Raw genomic sequence first — 17,319 nt, forward strand, 5'->3', positions numbered from 1 at the left:
GGGGGAGCCTCACCGACCCCGGCCGGTCCGCAGCGCTCGAGGTGACCTGCCCCGGCGGAGAGACGGCGATGGCGCTCGTGGGCGCGGCCGGGCGGCTCGGCGTCTCCGCGAAGGCCCGCGAGGTGCGCGGCGTGCACCGGGTCGTGATCCGCGACGGCGAGGCGATCAGCGCGATGCTCGCGCTGATGGGCGCCGAGGAGACGGTCCGGAACTGGGAGGAGCTCCGCCAGCGACGGGAGGTCCGGGCGACGGCGAACCGGCTCGTGAACTTCGACGACGCGAACCTCCGGCGTTCCGCCCAGGCGGCCGTGGCGGCCTGCGCCCGGGTCGAGCGGGCCATGGAGATCCTCGGCGACGAGATCCCCGACCACCTGAAGTACGCCGGCGACCTTCGCCTGGCGCACCGCGACGCGAGCCTCGACGAGCTCGGCCACCACGCCGACCCGCCGCTGACGAAGGACGCGGTCGCAGGGCGCATCCGTCGACTGCTCGCGATGGCCGACAAGCGCGCCGTCGAACTCGGCGTGCCGGGCACCGAGGCGAACCTCCCGCCCGACCTCGACGACGTCTGAACCCCGCCCGATCGGCGCCCGAACGCCGTCAACCCCCGTCATCCGGCCCGACCACGGGCATAGGATCGAGAACGCCGCGGTCCCCGGGCAGACGTCCGGTTCACCCGGCTGCTGACAAGGAGAAGCAATGGCTGACTACACCCTCCCTGAGCTCGCCTACGATTACGCGGCGCTCGAGCCGTCGATCAGCGGCACGATCATGGAGTTGCACCACTCGAAGCACCACCAGGCCTACGTGACCGGTGCGAACACGGCGCTCGCCCAGCTCGCCGAGGCGCGCGACTCCGGCAACCTGGCCAACGTGAACAAGCTCGAGAAGGACCTCGCGTTCAACCTCGGCGGCCACGTCAACCACTCGATCTTCTGGACCAACATGTCGCCCGACGGCGGCGACAAGCCGACCGGTGAGCTCGCCTCGGCGATCGACGACCACTTCGGCTCGTTCGACAAGTTCCAGGCGCACTTCACGGCGACCGCGCTCGGCGTGCAGGGCTCGGGCTGGGCAGTGCTCGCCTGGGACTCGATCGGGCAGCGCCTGATCATCGTCCAGTTCTTCGACCAGCAGGCGAACTTCCCGGCGGGCGTCGTCCCGCTGCTGATGCTGGACGTGTGGGAGCACGCGTACTACCTCGACTACCGGAACGTGCGCGCCGACTACGTGAAGGCGTTCTGGAACATCGTGAGCTGGGAGAACGTCCAGCAGCGCTTGCAGGCCGCCACTGAGAAGACCTCAGGCCTGCTGCTACTGTCATAGCGGATGGTGTCCCCGGGCGCCGTCCGGGGACACCGCCGTCCGGTCAGATCCATCTCGAAGGCGCGATCGCGCCCGTACCTACAGGGGAGATTCCTGTGTCCGTAAAGATCGGCATCAACGGCTTCGGCCGCATCGGCCGCAACTACTTCCGCGCCGCGCTCGCGCAGGGCGCGGACCTCGAGATCGTCGCGGTGAACGACCTCACCGACAACAAGACCCTCGCGCACCTGCTGAAGTACGACTCGATCACCGGGCGCCTCGACGTCTCGGTCGAGTACGACGACGACAACCTCATCGTCGACGGCAAGGCGATCAGGGCGTTCGCGGAGCGCGACCCCGCGAACCTGCCCTGGGGCGACCTCGGCGTCGACATCGTCATCGAGTCGACCGGCTTCTTCACCAAGGCCGCAGACGCGCGCAAGCACCTCGACGCCGGGGCGAAGAAGGTCCTCATCTCGGCGCCCGCGACCGACGAGGACGCCACGTTCGTGATGGGCGTGAACGAGGACTCGTACGACCCCGACACGCACCACATCATCTCGAACGCGTCGTGCACCACGAACTGCCTCGCACCGCTCGCGAAGGTCTTCAACGACGAGTTCGGCATCGAGCGCGGCCTGATGACGACCGTCCACGCGTACACGGCCGACCAGAACCTGCAGGACGGCCCGCACAAGGACCTCCGCCGCGCACGCGCCGCCGCCGTCAACATCGTCCCGACCTCGACCGGTGCGGCCAAGGCCATCGGCCTCGTGCTGCCCGAGCTCGTCGGCAAGCTCGACGGCTTCGCGCTGCGGGTTCCCGTGCCCACCGGCTCGATCACGGACCTCACGGTGACGTCGTCGCGCCCGGTCACGGTCGACGAGGTCAAGGCCGCCTACAAGAAGGCCGCCGAGGGCCCGATGAAGGGCATCCTCAAGTACACCGAGGACCCGATCGTGTCGAGCGACATCGTCACCGACCCGCATTCGTCGATCTTCGACTCCGGCCTGCTGCGGGTCCTGGGCGACCAGGTCAAGCTCTCCTCGTGGTACGACAACGAGTGGGGCTACTCGAACCGGCTGGTCGACCTGACCGAGTACGTCGCTGAGCGACTCTGAATCGAGCTGACGTGACCCTCAGGACCATCGATTCCCTGGGTCCGCTCGCCGGCACGCGTGTCGTCGTCCGCTGCGATCTCAACGTCCCCCTGAAGGACGGAGTCATCACGGACGACGGCCGCGTGCGCGCGTCGGTCCCCACGCTCGCCGCCCTCGTCGAACAGGGCGCCAAGGTGATCGTGATCTCCCACCTGGGCCGCCCCGAGGGCGCGCCCGACCCGAAGTACAGCCTCGGGCCGGTGGCGGTCCGCCTCGGCGAAGTGCTCGATGCGCCGGTCGCGTTCGCGACCGACACGGTCGGCGAGGATGCCGCGGCGAAGGTGGCCGCCCTCGGCGACGGCGAGGTGCTCGTGCTCGAGAACCTCCGGTTCAACCCGGGCGAGACGAGCAAGAACGAGGCCGAGCGCACCGCGTTCGCCGGTCGGCTCGCCGAGTTCGCCGATGCCGTCGTGTCCGACGGCTTCGGCGTCGTGCACCGCAAGCAGGCGAGCGTGTACGAGCTCGAGCAGCTCCGCCCGAGCGCGGCGGGCAGGCTCATCGCCGCCGAGCTCGACGTGCTCGACCGCCTCACCGAGAACCCGGAGCGGCCCTACGTGGTCGTCCTCGGCGGTTCGAAGGTCTCCGACAAGCTCGGCGTCATCGAGCACCTCCTTCCGCGGGTCGACGCGCTCCTCATCGGCGGCGGGATGCTGTTCACCTTCCTCGCGGCCCAGGGCCACAAGGTGGGTTCGAGCCTCCTGGAGGCCGACCAGATCGACACCGTGAAGGGCTACCTGGCCGCAGCCGCGGAGCGCGGCGTCGACATCGTCCTGCCGACCGACGTCGTCGTCGCCGCGTCGTTCTCCGCCGATGCCGACCACGAGGTCGCCGCGGCCGACGCGATCGAGGAGACGCCGTTCGGCGCTTCCGGCCTCGGCCTCGACATCGGTCCGGAGACCGCCGCCGCGTTCGCCGAGCGCATCCGCGATGCGAAGACCGTGTTCTGGAACGGCCCCATGGGCGTGTTCGAGCTCGCTCCCTTCGCCGAGGGCACGCGCACCGTGGCATCCGCCCTCACCGGCATCGACGGCCTCAGCGTCGTCGGCGGCGGCGACTCGGCGGCCGCGGTCCGCCAGCTCGGGTTCGACGAGTCCGCCTTCGGGCACATCTCGACGGGCGGCGGCGCGAGCCTGGAATTCCTCGAAGGCAAGAAGCTCCCCGGACTGGAGGTCCTCGGATGGCAGTGACCCGCACCCCGTTCATCGCGGGCAACTGGAAGATGAACCTCGATCACCTGCAGGCGATCGCGTTCGTGCAGAAGCTCGCGTGGAACCTCTCGGACGCCAAGCACGACTTCGCCGACGCCGAGGTCGCGGTCTTCCCGCCCTTCACCGACCTCCGGTCGGTGCAGACCCTCGTCTCGGCCGACGACCTGCCCGTGAAGTACGGCGCGCAGGACCTCTCGGCCAAGGACTCGGGCGCCTACACCGGCGAGGTCTCGGGCGCCTTCCTGGCGAAGCTCGACTGCGCGTACGTCATCATCGGCCACTCGGAGCGCCGCACCATGCACGCGGAGACCGACGACGTCGTGAACGCGAAGGTCGTCGCCGCGCACCGTCACGGGCTCGTGCCGGTGCTGTGCGTCGGCGAGACCGCCGAAGACCTCGAGCAGCACGGCGCGAGCGCCGTGCCCGTGGCGCAGCTCCGCGGTGCACTGGAGGGCGTCGACGTGTCGAAGGGCCTCGTCGTCGCCTACGAGCCCGTCTGGGCGATCGGGTCGGGCCAGGCGGCCACGCCCGAGCAGGCGCAGCAGGTCGCCGCGGCCCTCCGCGGCGTGCTCGCCGAGATCGCCGGTGCCGAGCGCGCGGCGTCGACGCGCATCCTCTACGGCGGCTCCGTGAAGGCGGCGAACATCGCGGCGTTCATGCGGGAGCCCGACGTCGACGGCGCGCTCGTCGGAGGTGCCAGCCTCGACCTCGACGAGTTCTCGAGCATCGTCCGCTTCAAGAAGCACGTCGGGGCCTGAGCCGAACACCCCGACTCCGCCGCAGCGCCGTCCGGCCGCGCCCGTGCGCGTTGGCCGGACGGCGCTGCGGCTATACTCGACAGGCGGCATCGACATACCCGGTCATGCCCGGAAAGGTTTCACCGTGGAGATTCTCCAGGTCGTCCTGCAGGTGCTGCTCGGCCTCACGAGCATCCTGCTCACGCTCCTGATCCTGCTGCACAAGGGCCGCGGCGGCGGACTGTCCGACATGTTCGGCGGCGGCGTCACCTCGAACCTCGGTGCGTCCGGGGTCGCGGAGCGCAACCTCAACCGAATCACGATCATCCTCGGACTCCTCTGGGTGACGTGCATCGTGGTGCTCGGACTCATCACCAAGTTCGACGCCGGAATCTGACGGAGGAGACGTGGTTTCTGGAAACAGCGCGATCCGCGGTTCGCGGGTCGGTTCGGGTCCGATGGGCGAGCAGGACCGTGGATTCCACGCCGAGCGCGTCGCCGTGAGCTACTGGGACGCCCAGGGCAACGAGACCGTGCGGCACTTCGCGGCCAACGTGCCCGAGGAGGAGATCCCGGACGTCATCGACAGCCCGTCGACCGGCCTTCCCGCCGGCCGCGACAAGGACAACCCGCCCGCCGTGGCGAAGCTCGAGCCGTACAAGACGCACCTCGCGTACGTGAAGGAGCGTCGCAGCGAAGAGGAGGCGGCCGCCCTCCTGGAGGAGGCGCTGCAGCAGCTGCGCGCCCGTCGCGGCAGCGCATCGAACGACTGATTCCCGGACCCCGGGTACGACGAAGGGCCGCCCTGTCGGGCGGCCCTTCGTCGTATCGAGCCGGTGACCGATCGTCGCGTCGGCTCAGTAGTCGCGAGCGATGAGCGCGTCGGGGACCTCGGCCGCGGCATCCCGATCGACGAAGAAGACGGTGCGTCGACGGCCCTTGATGCCGGCGACGGGCACCTCATCGCGGCTCGCGCCGGCGAGCGCGAGGCCGAGCGCAGACGCCTTGTCGGCGCCGGCGAGCACCAGCCAGACGCGCTGAGCGGCGTTGATGACCGGACGAGTGAGGCTCAGGCGCTCGGGCGGCGGCTTCGGCGAGTCGCGGACGGCGATCACTGGTCGGTCCACGACCTGGATTCCCGACCGGTGCGGGAACAGCGAGGCGATGTGGCCGTCGGGTCCGACGCCGAGGAACACGATGTCGAACACCGGATGCGGGTAGCCCTCGGCCCCGTATGCGGCGAGCTCCGACGTGTAGGCGTCGGCCGCCTCGTCGAGCGAGAGCCCGGAATCCGACGCCGGGAACGGGTGGATGTGCCCGTCGGGCAGCTGCAGCGCGTCGAGGAGCGCGACGCGCGACTGCCGGTCGTTGCGCTCGTCGTCGCCCGCGGGAACCCATCGCTCGTCGCCCCACCAGAAGTGGACGCGCTGCCAGTCGACGGACTTGTGCGCCGGAGAGGCACGGACCGCCTCGAGCACGGACCCGCCCATCGAACCTCCGGTGAGCACGACGTGGACGGTCTCCTGCGCATCGAGCAGGTCGAGGACCTTGGTGATGAAGCGAGCGGCGACCGCCCCGCCGAGGGTGTCCTTGTCGGGGTGGACGAGTACGCGCCGCTCGTTCGTCATGCGGTGGCTCCTTCGCTCGCAGGGGTCTTGTGGTCGGGGAGCAGGCCGAGTCCCCGGGTGATCACCTCACCGTACAGTTCGTCGGGATCGAGGCGGCGCAGCTCGTCGGCGAGGCAGTCACGCAGGCTGCGGCGCGGGAGTGCGACGTCGTGCACGGGTTGGCCGGGCTGACGCAGCGTGGCGACGCCGGGCATGTCCCTGACGAGCTCGATCGTGCCGGTCGCCCGGCCGAGCGAGACGCCTCGGATGCCGTGGGAACCGTGCTCGAGCCCGGTCAGCGCGCAGTTCGTCGATGCGCCGAGCTGCATGGACAGCCACGCCGCGAGGAGCGTCGTCGACGGGGAGTCGATCGACCCGGTCACCTGCACCGTGGTGACCGACTCGTACGGCGGCTGGTCGAGCACGGCGGCGAGCTGCGCCCGCCACAGCGTGAGCCTCGTCCACGCGAAGTCGGCGTCGCCGGGCCGGTAGCTCGCAGCCAGCGCGTCGAGGGCGGCCTGAGGGTCGGGTTGCATGGATGCGTCGGTGATGCGTCGCTGGGCGATCCTGCCGAGCGGCGAGTCGCCGGGGACCTCGGGCGCCGTGCCCGGCCACCAGGTGACCACCGGGGCGTCCGGCAGGAGGAGCCCCATCACGAGACCCTGCTCGTCCTGCGCCGCGTCTCCGCTCGCCCGGAGGATGACGACCTCGCTCGCCCCCGCGTCGCCGCCCACGCGGATCTCCGCGTCCAGTCGGCTGACGGCGGGGTCGCCCTGATCTGCGGTCGAGACCACGATGACGCGCATCGGATGCTCCCGGGACGCGTCGTTCGCCGCCTCGATCGCCTCTTCCTCGGCGCCGTGCGTGGTCGCGATGACGAGGGTGAGGACGCGGCCCAGGGCGACGACGCCGCCCTCCTCGCGGATCTTCACGAGCGTCTTCGAGATCTGGCTCGTGGTCGTGTCGGGCAGTTCGAAGATCATGGGCGCCTCCAGGTGCGTCCGTCGCGGGCGAGGAGCTCGTCGGCCGAGGCCGGGCCCCACGAACCGGGCTTGTACTGCTCGGGCCGCCCCTGGGTGGCCCAGAACTCCTCGATCGGGTCGAGGATCTTCCAGGAGAGTTCGACCTCCTCCTGCCTGGGGAAGAGGGGCGGGTCGCCGAGGAGCACGTCGAGGATGAGTCGTTCGTACGCCTCGGGGCTGGCTTCCGTGAACGCGTGCCCGTAGCCGAAGTCCATCGTCACGTCGCGGACCTGCATGCCCGCGCCGGGCACCTTGGAGCCGAACCGGATGGTCACGCCCTCGTCCGGCTGCACGCGGATCACCAGCGCGTTCTGGCCGAGCTGCGACGTCTGGCTGTCGGCGAACACCTGCTGGGGCGCGCGCTTGAAGACGACCGCGATCTCGGTGACCCGGCGACCGAGGCGCTTGCCCGCTCGGAGGTAGAACGGGACGCCGGCCCACCGGCGCGTGCCGATGAGCAGCTTCATCGCCGCGTAGGTCTCGGTGGTCGACTCGGGATTCATCCCGTCCTCGTCGAGGAAGCCGGTGACCTTCTCGCCGCCCTGCCATCCGCCCGAGTACTGTCCGCGTGCGGTCGCCTCGGCGAGATCCGACGGCAGTCGCACCGCACGGAGGATCTTCTCCTTCTCGGCGCGGAGGTCGGCCGCGTCGAACGAGATGGGCTCCTCCATCGCGGTGAGCGCGAGCAGCTGGAGCAGGTGGTTCTGGATGACGTCCCGCGCTGCGCCGATCCCGTCGTAGTACCCGGCACGGCCGCCGACGCCGATGTCCTCGGCCATCGTGATCTGCACGTGGTCGACGAAGTTGGCGTTCCAGATGGGCTCGTAGAGCTGGTTGGCGAACCGCAGCGCGAGGATGTTCTGGACCGTCTCCTTGCCGAGGTAGTGGTCGATCCGGAAGACCGAGTCGGGTGGGAAGACCGACGCGACGACGTCGTTCAGTTCGATCGCGGTCTTCAGGTCGGACCCGAACGGCTTCTCGATGACGACTCGCCGCCACTGGTCGCCCTTCTGCTCCGTCAGGCCGGAGCGCTTGAGCTGCTCGGTCACCTGCGGGAAGGACTTCGGGGGGATCGACAGGTAGAACGCGTGGTTGCCCATGGTGCCCCGCTCGCGGTCCAGGTCCTCGACGGTGCGTCGCAGGCGCGCGAACGCCTCGTCGTCGTCGAAGGTGCCCTGGACGAAGCGGATGCCGCGGGAGAGCTGCTTCCAGACGTCCTCGCGGAACTCGGTGCGGGCGTACTTCTTCACCGAGTCGTGCACGACCTCGGCGAAGTCCTGGTCCTCCCAGTCGCGTCGGGCGAAGCCGACGAGCGCGAAGCCAGGGGGCAGCAGCCCTCGGTTCGCGAGGTCGTAGACCGCGGGCATGAGCTTCTTGCGGGAGAGGTCGCCGGTGACGCCGAAGATGATGAGGCTCGACGGACCGGCGATCCGGTTCAGGCGGTAGTCCTTGGGCGACCGCAACGGGTTGTGCGTCGCCGTGATCTCGACCGGATGCATGCGTGCTCCTGGATCAGTCGATGGCCGCGCGCAGCGACCGCAGGTCGGCGCTCGGATCGGACAGGGTCAGTGTGAGGACCGGCCGGCCGTGCTCGGCGAGGACGGATGCGTCGCCGGAGGCCTGGGCGGCGATGAGGTCGCCGAACGTGAACGGCCGACCGGGGATCGGGAGGTCCTCGGTCGGGCGCTGCACGAGCTGCAGGAACGCCCCGTGCGCGGGTCCGCCCTTGTGGTACTGGCCGGTGGAGTGCAGGAACCGCGGCCCCCAGCCGAACGTGACCGGGCGGCCGCTGCGCTCGGCGAGCAGGTCGCGGAGCTCGCCGAACTCGGGGTGCGCCACGCGGTCGACGTAGGCCTGGACGGCGAGGTACCCATCGGCCGGGATCTCCTCGAGGAGCACCTCGACCGCGGAGACCAGGTCGCTGGCCGCACCGATCACGTCGGGCGTGCCGCGGACCTCGATCGTCCCGCTGACGAACGCGGCCGGATCGGACTCCGGCCGCGCCTCCAGGAGGCCGCGCGCGGCGACCTTCGCCGACTCCACGTCGGGCTGGTCGAACGGGTTGATGCCGAGGAGCCGCCCGGCGACCGCCGTCGCGTACTCCCAGGCGAGCAGCTGCGCGCCGAGCGTGCCCGAGACGCGGATCTCCCCGTCGGTGTCCTCCACGAAGCGCTCGGTGCCCGCGTCGTCGACGAGGCGCACGACCTGAAGGTCGGACGGACGCGACGCGAGTTCCGGGGCATCCGGGCCCAGGACGACGGGCAGGATGCCCGTGCCCTCCTTGCCCGTCGACTCGGCGATGAGCTGCTCGGCCCAGTCGGCGAAGCCGACGATGTGGGTTCCGTCGGCGACGATCGCGAGCTTGTCCCTGCGCGGTTCGGTGCCGGCGATCGCGGCGCCGAGGACGAGGCCGGGGTTCTCCTCGGAGTCGATCGCGAGGGCGAGTTCGATCGCCTCCGCCTCGGCGAGGAGCTCCGCGAGGTCCGCGCCGGCGAGGCCCGTCGGCACGAGGCCGAACGCGGTGAGCGCCGAGTAGCGTCCTCCGACCGTCGGGTCCGCCGTGAAGACCCGGTAGCCCGCCGCCCGAGCGGACTCCTCGAGCGGCGAATCCGGGTCCGTGACCACGACGATGCGCGTCGCGGGGTCGATGCCGGCGTCGAGGAACGCCTGCTCGTAGGCCCGGCGCTGCGAATCGGTCTCGACGGTGGATCCGGACTTCGACGCGACGACGAGCACCGTCCGCTGGAGCCGGTCGGCGATCGCCGCACGCACCTGGCCGGGTTCGGTCGAATCGAGGACCGTGAGGTCGGCGCCGCCCGTGCGCGCGATGACCTCGGGAGCCAGGGAGGAGCCTCCCATGCCCGCGAGCACCACATGGTCGATCCCGCGCGCGCGGAGCTCGTCGCGGAGTGCGGCGATCTCGGGCAGGAGCGGCCGGGACACCGCGATCGCCTCGGTCCAGCCGAGCCGCTTCGCGGCCTCCTCCTCGGCGGCGGGCCCCCACAGGCTCGAGTCGAGCGAGGTGATGCCCGTCGCCACCCGATCGGCCACGAGCTGCGGCACGATGCGGCGCACCGCGTCGGCCGCCGGGCCGCTCACGGAGATCCGGACATTCACCGAGCCGCCTCCAGGGCGGTCCGCACGGTGTCGAGGAGCTCGTTCCAGGACACGATGAACTTGTCGACGCCCTCGCGCTCGAGGACCTCCGTGACGTCGTCGTAGTCGACGCCCACGCCGGCGAGTGCGTCGAGCACGCGCCCCGCCTCCGCGAACGCGCCGGTGACCGTGTCGCCCTCGATGACGCCGTGGTCGAAGGTCGCCTCGAGGGTCTTCTCGGGCATGGTGTTCACGACGCCGTGGGCGACGAGCTCGGTCACGTAGAGCGTGTCCGGCAGCGCGGGGTCCTTGACGCCGGTGGAGGCCCACAGCGGGCGCTGCCGGTTGGCGCCGGCGTCGAGGAGCGCGACCGCGCGCGGCGCGCCGAACTGCTGGAGGTAGAGCTCGTACGCGAGCCGGGCGTTGGCCACGCCGGCCCGGCTCTTGAGCGCGATCGCCTCGGGCGAGCCGATCGCCTCGAGGCGCTTGTCGATCTCGGTGTCGACGCGGGAGACGAAGAACGAGGCGACGGAGTGGATCGTCGACAGGTCGATGCCGGCCGCCTTCGCCTGCTCGAGGCCGGTCAGGTAGGCGTCGATGACCTCGCGGTACCGGTCGAGGCTGAAGATCAGCGTCACGTTGACGCTGATGCCCGCGCCGATCGCCGCAGTGATCGCGGGCAGGCCCGCCTTCGTGGCGGGGATCTTGATCATGACGTTGGGACGGTCGACCTTGTCCCAGAGGCGGTGCGCCTCGGAGATGGTCGCGTCGGTCTCGTTCGCCAGGTCGGGGGAGACCTCGATCGAGACGCGGCCGTCGTAGCCGTCGGTGCGGTCGTAGATCGGACGGAAGTGGTCGGCGGCGTCGCGCACGTCGTCGGTGGTGATCTCGAAGACGGCGCGGTCGACGTCGGCACCGTCGGCGGCGAGCGCGGCGACCTGGTCGCGGTAGGCGTCGCCCTTGGCGAGGGCGCCGGCGAAGATCGTCGGGTTCGTGGTGACGCCGACGACGTCGCGCTCGGCGATGAGCCGCTCGAGGCCGCCCGAGGTGATCCGCTCGCGCGAGAGGTCGTCGAGCCAGATGCTGACGCCGGCCTGCGAGAGGGCGGCGGTGGGGGTGGTGCTCATGATGATGTCTCCTTCGTGCTCGGTCAGCTCGACGCGAGCGATTCCTTCGCGGCGGCCACGACGTGCTCAGGCGTGATGCCGAACTCGCGGAACAGGGTCTTGTAGTCGGCGGAGGCGCCGAAGTGCTCGATGGACACGGCGCGGCCGCGCGTGCCGAGGTAGCGGTACCAGCTGAGGGCGAGCCCGGCCTCGACGCTGACTCGCGCGGTCACGGACGATGGCAGCACCGACTCGCGGTACTCGGCGGACTGCTCCTCGAACCACTCGAGGCTCGGCGCGGACACCACCCGGGCGGCCACGCCGTCGGCGGCGAGCTGGTCTCGGGCGGCGAGCGCGACCTGGACCTCGGAGCCGGTGGCGATGAGGATCACGTCGGGCGTGCCCGATGCCGCTTCGGCGAGGACGTACGCGCCCTTCGCCACGTTCGAGGCCGCAGCGAGCGTGTCGCCGGATGCCTCGCCCTCGCCGCGCTCGAACACGGGCACGTTCTGGCGGGTCAGCGCGATGCCCGCGGGGCCGCCGCGGCGCTTGAGGACCTCGAGCCATGCCCAGGCGGTCTCGTTCGCATCGGCCGGCCGGACGACGGAGAGGTGCGGGATCGCGCGCAGCGCGCTCAGCTGCTCGATCGGCTGGTGCGTCGGGCCGTCCTCGCCGAGGGCGACCGAATCGTGCGTCCAGACGAAGATCGACGGGATCTGCATGAGCGCGGCGAGACGGACGGCCGGGCGCATGTAGTCGCTGAAGATGAGGAACGTGCCGCCGAAGGCGCGCGTCGGCCCGTGCAGGACGATGCCGTTCAGGATGGCGCCCATGGCGTGCTCGCGGATGCCGAAGTGGAGCACGCGGCCGTAGCGGTTGCCGGGGAACTCGTGCGTCGAGTGCTCGGCCGGGATGAACGACGGTGCGCCGTTGATCGTGGTCAGGTTCGACTCCGCGAGGTCGGCGGATCCGCCCCAGAGCTCGGGGAGGTGGGCGGCGAGCGCGTTGATCGCCTTGCCCGATGCGGCACGCGTCGAGACGTCCGTGCCGGGCTCGAACACCGGGAGGGCGGCCTCGAGCCCCTCGGGCAGCTCACCGGCCTCGAGTCGGTCGAGCAGCGCCTTGCGCTCCGGGTTCGAGGAGGCCCACGCGTCGAACGACGCCTGCCAGGCCTCCTTGGCGTCGGCGGCGCGGTCGCGGGCGTTGCCGCGAGTGCGCTCGAGGACCTCGTCGGCCACGACGAAGTTCTGCGCGGGGTCGAAGCCGAGCACCTCCTTCGTCGCGGCGAGCTCCTCCGCGCCGAGCGCCGAGCCGTGGATCTTGCCGGTGTTCTGCTTCTTGGGCGCAGGCCACCCGATGATCGTCTTCAGCACGATGATCGACGGCCGGGCGGTCTCCGCCTTGGCGGCCTCGATGGCGTCGTTCAGCTCTGCGACGTCCTCGACGTAGTCGCCGGACTTCTTCCAGTCGACCGTCTGCACGTGCCATCCGTAGGCCTCGTACCGCTTGGCGACGTCCTCGGTGAACGCGATGTCGGTGTCGTCCTCGATCGAGATCTGGTTCGAGTCGTAGATGACGACGAGGTTGCCGAGCTGCTGGTGGCCCGCGAGCGAGGAGGCCTCGCTCGTCACGCCCTCCTCGAGGTCGCCGTCGGAGGCGATCACGTACACGTGGTGGTCGAACGGGCTCTCGCCGGCGGGCGCCTCCGGGTCGAACAGGCCGCGCTCGTAGCGCGAGGCGTAGGCGAAGCCGACGGCGCTCGCCAGGCCCTGGCCGAGCGGGCCGGTCGTGATCTCGACGCCGGCCGTGTGGCCGTACTCGGGGTGGCCGGGCGTCTTCGAGCCCCAGGTGCGCAGCGCCTCGAGGTCGGACAGCTCGAGGCCGTCGCCGGCGAGGTAGAGCTGGACGTACTGCGTCAGCGAGCTGTGGCCCGCCGAGAGGATGAAGCGGTCCCGCCCGAGCCAGTCGTGGTCGGCCGGGTCACGGCGCATCACCTTCTGGAAGAGCAGGTACGCGACGGGGGCGAGGCTCATCGCCGTGCCGGGGTGGCCGTTGCCGACCTTCTCCACGGCGTCGGCGGCGAGCACGCGCGCCGTGTCGACCGCGCGATCGTCGATGGGGTCCCAGTGCAGAGTTGCCACGGGTTGGGGTTCCTTCCGGTCGTGACGGAGTCGGGGAGCCTCTCCATTCGGCTCCCGGACCCGCCGGGAAACGCGACGGCGCGGTGGAGCCCGGGACCGATCCGGTCATGCGTCAGGTGGAGTTGCACGTCGAATCCGCGCCACCGGGCGCGCTGGGTTCAGTATATGGAGTCGCCCTCACTCTATGACGGGGCTTGACGCGTCCGTCCGGCGACGATCGGATGGCCTAGAATCGAACGGGCTGCGCGCCCTGACTCGTCTGCGCGCGCCGGAAGAGGAATCAATGCAGGCCGCGCCGACCATCCGTGACGCTCGACGGACGACGAACGTGCGACGCAAGGTCGCTGCATACGTCGCACTCACCAAGCCTCGCGTGATCGAGCTCCTGCTCGTGGTGACCGCGCCGACCATGATCCTCGCCTCGAACGGCCTGCCCGACGTCTGGCTCCTGCTCGCGACGCTCATCGGCGGCGCGATGAGCGCCGGCTCCGCGGGCGCCTTCAACTGCTACATCGACCGCGACATCGACCGCGTCATGAAGCGCACCAAGGGTCGGCCGCTCGTCACCGGCGAACTCACCGACCGCGAGGCGCTGGTCTTCGCGTACGCGCTCGGCGCGGCATCCATCGCCTGGCTCTGGGTCTTCGCCAACTGGCTCGCCGCGCTGCTGTCGCTCGCCGCGATCCTGCTCTACGTCGTCTTCTACAGCCTGATCCTGAAGCGGCGCACGGCGCAGAACATCGTCTGGGGCGGCGTGGCCGGCTGCATGCCCGTGCTGATCGGCTGGGCTGCGGTGACCGAGAGCCTCACCTGGGCGCCGTTCATCCTCTTCCTCATCATCTTCCTCTGGACCCCGCCGCACTACTGGCCGCTGTCGATGAAGTACAAGGACGACTACCAGGCCGCCGGCGTCCCGATGCTCGCCGTCGTGCGCGGCCGCGCGCAGGTGGGCCTGCAGGTCATCCTCTACGCGTACGCGACGGTCGCGGCCTCGCTCCTGCTCATCCCCATCGCGGGCATGGGCCTGCTCTACTCGAGCGTCGCACTCGTGTCCGGCATCTGGTTCGTCGCCGAGTGCCACCGTCTCTACAGCCTCGCGATCCGCGGCCAGGAGGTCTCGCCGATGCGGGTCTTCCACGGCTCGATCGTCTACCTGTCGCTGCTGTTCCTCGCGGTGGGCGTCGACCCGCTGCTGCCCTTCTAGGCCGCAGGCGCCCGAGGACGCGGTCCGCATCACGGGCCTGCTGATCCCGGGGCCGCTGATGATCGAGCGACCCTGAGCACCCGCGGTATCGGCGTGAGCCCACGGGCTCGCGACGACGGCTGCGTCAGCGAGCGGATGCCGCCACGGGTGCGTCGTCGGCAGAGGCATCCGTCGCCACCGGGCGCTTGAGCTTCAGCACCACGACGGTCATCGCCGCGGCCATGAGCGCTGCGAGGACCATGTGGACGCCGACGGCGAGCGGCGGGAGGCCGTTCCGCGCCTGGTAGAGGCCCACGGCGATCTGGACGAGTTCGATCGCGAGCAGCGCCACCATCCATCGGGCGACCTGGAGCCGCAGGCGCCACGCGGCGGTCGCGAGGACGACCGTCAGGGCGAAGAGGGCGTAGCCGGGCCACGCGTGCACGTGCTCGAGGAGCTCGGCGTTGAAGCCGGTGCGCCCGGCGTCGGCGTCGCCGGAGTGCGGACCGGAGGCCGTGGTGAGCACGCCGAAGACGATCGAGATCGCGAGCACCGCGGTCGTCGCGTGCGTGAGGGTGGCGAACCAGCGCGGCGCGGCGAGTTCGCGGGCGCCGGGCGTCGCGTCGAGGCGGACCAGGTAGGCGGCCGTCACGCAGACGAGCACGAGCGAGGCGACGTAGTGGAATCCGACGATGAAGGGGTTGAGGCCGGTCCACACGGTGACGCCGCCCACGACGGCCTGCGCGATGATGCCGAGGAGCACGATCACCGCGAGCCGCCAGAGGTCGCGGCGCTCGCGCCGCAGGCGCCAGATCGAGAGCAGCACGAGCAACGCGACGATGCCGACGACGCCGGTCATGAGTCGGTTGCCGAACTCGATCACGCCGTGGATGCCCATCTCGGGCGTCGTGACGAGCGAGTCGGCCGTGCACATCGGCCAGGTCGGGCAGCCCAGCCCGGACCCGGTGAGGCGGACCGCACCGCCCGTGGCGATGATGATCGTCTGGGCGAGGAACGACAGCCACGCGGCGACGCGCACGCGGCGGTCGATGCGGTCGGGCAGCCAGGCGATGACGCGGTTCACGGCTCGTCGAGTTCCTGATCCGGGTCGGAGTGTGAGGGTTCTGGGAGTCGGGACTCCGGGACCTTCGACCCTATAGACTTGGTTGGTTGACGCGGTTCCGCGCGCGAGTGCGGCGCGGCGCATCACCATTGTAGGTTCGCGACGAAGCCACCCGCACATCACCCCACGACCGAACCGGCACCTCGACCGGAAGGCCGGGGGTGGGCCGGACTGATAGCCGGTGCGCGGGAGGAGAAGAGGGAGAGCATGACGGACGTACTCATCGACCGCCCCGAGTTGGAGGGGCTCGGCACGTACGAGTTCGGCTGGTCCGACTCCGACGTCGCCGGCGCATCCGCTCGCCGCGGCCTGGCGCCCGAAGTGGTGGCCGACATCTCGCGCCTGAAGGACGAACCCGAGTGGATGCTCCAGCGTCGCATGCGCGGGCTGCAGCTGTTCGACCGCAAGCCGATGCCGTCCTGGGGCGCCGACCTGTCGGACATCGACTTCGACAACATCAAGTACTTCGTCCGGTCCACCGAGAAGCAGGCCCAGACCTGGGAGGACCTGCCCGAGGACATCCGCAACACCTACGAGCGCCTCGGCATCCCCGAGGCCGAGCGCCAGCGCCTCGTCGCGGGCGTCGCCGCGCAGTACGAGTCGGAGGTCGTCTACCACCAGATCCGCGAGGACCTGGAGGAGCAGGGCGTCATCTTCCTCGACACCGATACGGCGCTGCGCGAGCACCCGGAGATCTTCCAGGAGTACTTCGGCACCGTCATCCCGGCGGGCGACAACAAGTTCGCTGCGCTGAACACCGCGGTCTGGTCCGGCGGGTCGTTCGTCTACGTCCCGAAGGGCGTGCACGTCGAGATCCCGCTGCAGGCCTACTTCCGGATCAACACCGAGAACATGGGCCAGTTCGAGCGGACCCTGATCATCGCCGACGAGGACAGCTACGTCCACTACATCGAGGGCTGCACCGCCCCGATCTACAAGTCCGACTCGCTGCACTCGGCGGTCGTCGAGATCATCGTGAAGAAGAACGCCCGCGTGCGGTACACGACGATCCAGAACTGGTCGAACAACGTCTACAACCTCGTGACCAAGCGCGCCGTCGCGCACGAGGGCGCCACCATGGAGTGGGTCGACGGAAACATCGGCTCGAAGGTCACGATGAAGTACCCGTCGATCTTCCTCATGGGCGAGCACGCCAAGGGCGAGACCCTGTCGGTCGCGTTCGCGGGCCCGGGCCAGCACCAGGACGCCGGCGCGAAGATGATCCACATGGCGCCGTACACGCAGTCGTCGATCGTCTCCAAGTCGATCGCGCGCGGCGGAGGGCGCGCGGGCTACCGCGGCGAGGTGCGGGTGGATGCCAACGCGCACCACTCGGCGAACACCGTGCGCTGCGACGCCCTGCTCGTCGACACCATCTCGCGTTCCGACACCTACCCGGCGATCGACATCCGCGTCGACGACGTGCAGCTCGGCCACGAGGCCACGGTCTCGAAGGTCAGCGAGGAGCAGCTCTTCTACCTCATGTCGCGCGGCCTCCCCGAGGACGAGGCGATGGCCATGATCGTGCGCGGCTTCATCGAGCCGATCGCGCGCGAGCTGCCCATGGAGTACGCGATGGAACTCAACAAGCTCATCGAGATGGGCATGGAAGGATCGGTCGGCTAACAGAT

Annotated in this window: 16 protein-coding genes; 9 read left to right on the plus strand and 7 right to left on the minus strand. The window is 70.3% G+C overall.

Annotated features, from left to right (window positions below):
- The 7 genes from whiA to ESO86_RS00910 all read left to right on the plus strand — a co-directional run.
- Positions 1 to 572: DNA-binding protein WhiA (gene whiA, locus ESO86_RS00880; RefSeq protein ID WP_129233014.1), on the plus strand; the 572-nt coding region annotated here is incomplete at its 5' end.
- 127 nt (positions 573 to 699) lie between these two features.
- On the plus strand, positions 700 to 1,326 hold the full coding sequence (locus tag ESO86_RS00885) for a superoxide dismutase (protein ID WP_129233015.1): 627 nt from the start codon (positions 700 to 702) through the stop codon (positions 1,324 to 1,326).
- A gap of 95 nt (positions 1,327 to 1,421) precedes the next feature.
- Positions 1,422 to 2,426, plus strand: a complete 1,005-nt coding sequence (gene gap / locus ESO86_RS00890; protein WP_129233016.1) for a type I glyceraldehyde-3-phosphate dehydrogenase — start codon at positions 1,422 to 1,424, stop codon at positions 2,424 to 2,426.
- An 11-nt stretch (positions 2,427 to 2,437) separates the two neighbouring features.
- Positions 2,438 to 3,652, plus strand: a complete 1,215-nt coding sequence (locus ESO86_RS00895; RefSeq protein ID WP_129233017.1) for a phosphoglycerate kinase — start codon at positions 2,438 to 2,440, stop codon at positions 3,650 to 3,652.
- The gene (gene tpiA, locus ESO86_RS00900) at positions 3,643 to 4,431 is read left to right on the plus strand and encodes a triose-phosphate isomerase (protein WP_129233018.1); all 789 of its coding nucleotides are present in this window, start codon (positions 3,643 to 3,645) and stop codon (positions 4,429 to 4,431) included. Before ESO86_RS00895 ends, tpiA begins: the two co-directional genes overlap by 10 nt.
- A 124-nt stretch (positions 4,432 to 4,555) precedes the next feature.
- A complete protein-coding gene (gene secG / locus ESO86_RS00905; RefSeq protein WP_129233019.1) occupies positions 4,556 to 4,807 on the plus strand; it encodes a preprotein translocase subunit SecG in 252 nt (83 codons plus the stop codon).
- A gap of 10 nt (positions 4,808 to 4,817) precedes the next feature.
- A complete protein-coding gene (locus tag ESO86_RS00910) occupies positions 4,818 to 5,183 on the plus strand; it encodes an RNA polymerase-binding protein RbpA (RefSeq protein ID WP_129233020.1) in 366 nt (121 codons plus the stop codon).
- Positions 5,184 to 5,267: 84 nt separating this feature from the next.
- On the opposite strand, the gene pgl is transcribed toward ESO86_RS00910, so the two are convergent.
- The 6 genes from pgl to tkt are packed head-to-tail and all read right to left on the minus strand — an operon-like array spanning position 5,268 to position 13,382.
- Entirely contained in the window at positions 5,268 to 6,038 is a 771-nt protein-coding gene (gene pgl, locus ESO86_RS00915; protein WP_129233021.1) for a 6-phosphogluconolactonase, read from the minus strand.
- Positions 6,035 to 7,000, minus strand: coding sequence for a glucose-6-phosphate dehydrogenase assembly protein OpcA (locus tag ESO86_RS00920; protein ID WP_129233022.1), 966 nt, complete (start codon positions 6,998 to 7,000; stop codon positions 6,035 to 6,037). Before ESO86_RS00920 ends, pgl begins: the two co-directional genes overlap by 4 nt.
- Positions 6,997 to 8,538: a glucose-6-phosphate dehydrogenase gene (gene zwf / locus ESO86_RS00925; protein ID WP_129233023.1), complete on the minus strand. Its 1,542-nt coding sequence runs from the start codon at positions 8,536 to 8,538 to the stop codon at positions 6,997 to 6,999. Before zwf ends, ESO86_RS00920 begins: the two co-directional genes overlap by 4 nt.
- A gap of 13 nt (positions 8,539 to 8,551) precedes the next feature.
- Positions 8,552 to 10,156 (minus strand): glucose-6-phosphate isomerase, encoded by a 1,605-nt coding sequence (locus tag ESO86_RS00930; protein ID WP_129233024.1) that lies wholly within the window; start codon positions 10,154 to 10,156, stop codon positions 8,552 to 8,554.
- Positions 10,153 to 11,262, minus strand: coding sequence for a transaldolase (gene tal, locus ESO86_RS00935; protein WP_129233025.1), 1,110 nt, complete (start codon positions 11,260 to 11,262; stop codon positions 10,153 to 10,155). The genes ESO86_RS00930 and tal overlap by 4 nt, the downstream gene beginning before the upstream one ends.
- A 23-nt stretch (positions 11,263 to 11,285) precedes the next feature.
- On the minus strand, positions 11,286 to 13,382 hold the full coding sequence (gene tkt, locus ESO86_RS00940; RefSeq protein ID WP_129233026.1) for a transketolase: 2,097 nt from the start codon (positions 13,380 to 13,382) through the stop codon (positions 11,286 to 11,288).
- Between the two features lie 283 nt (positions 13,383 to 13,665).
- Between tkt and ESO86_RS00945 the strand changes: the two genes are divergently transcribed.
- The gene (locus tag ESO86_RS00945; RefSeq protein ID WP_129233027.1) at positions 13,666 to 14,586 is read left to right on the plus strand and encodes a heme o synthase; all 921 of its coding nucleotides are present in this window, start codon (positions 13,666 to 13,668) and stop codon (positions 14,584 to 14,586) included.
- Positions 14,587 to 14,710: 124 nt separating this feature from the next.
- Here the strand turns inward: ESO86_RS00945 and ESO86_RS00950 are convergent, their stop codons facing one another.
- A complete protein-coding gene (locus tag ESO86_RS00950; RefSeq protein WP_242492136.1) occupies positions 14,711 to 15,649 on the minus strand; it encodes a COX15/CtaA family protein in 939 nt (312 codons plus the stop codon).
- Positions 15,650 to 15,895: 246 nt separating this feature from the next.
- Between ESO86_RS00950 and sufB the strand changes: the two genes are divergently transcribed.
- Positions 15,896 to 17,314, plus strand: a complete 1,419-nt coding sequence (gene sufB, locus ESO86_RS00955) for a Fe-S cluster assembly protein SufB (RefSeq protein ID WP_129233029.1) — start codon at positions 15,896 to 15,898, stop codon at positions 17,312 to 17,314.
- Positions 17,315 to 17,319 lie beyond the last annotated feature (5 nt).

It is taken from the genome of Agromyces binzhouensis, assembly GCF_004135055.1.
Classification (GTDB): Bacteria; Actinomycetota; Actinomycetes; order Actinomycetales; family Microbacteriaceae; genus Agromyces; species Agromyces binzhouensis.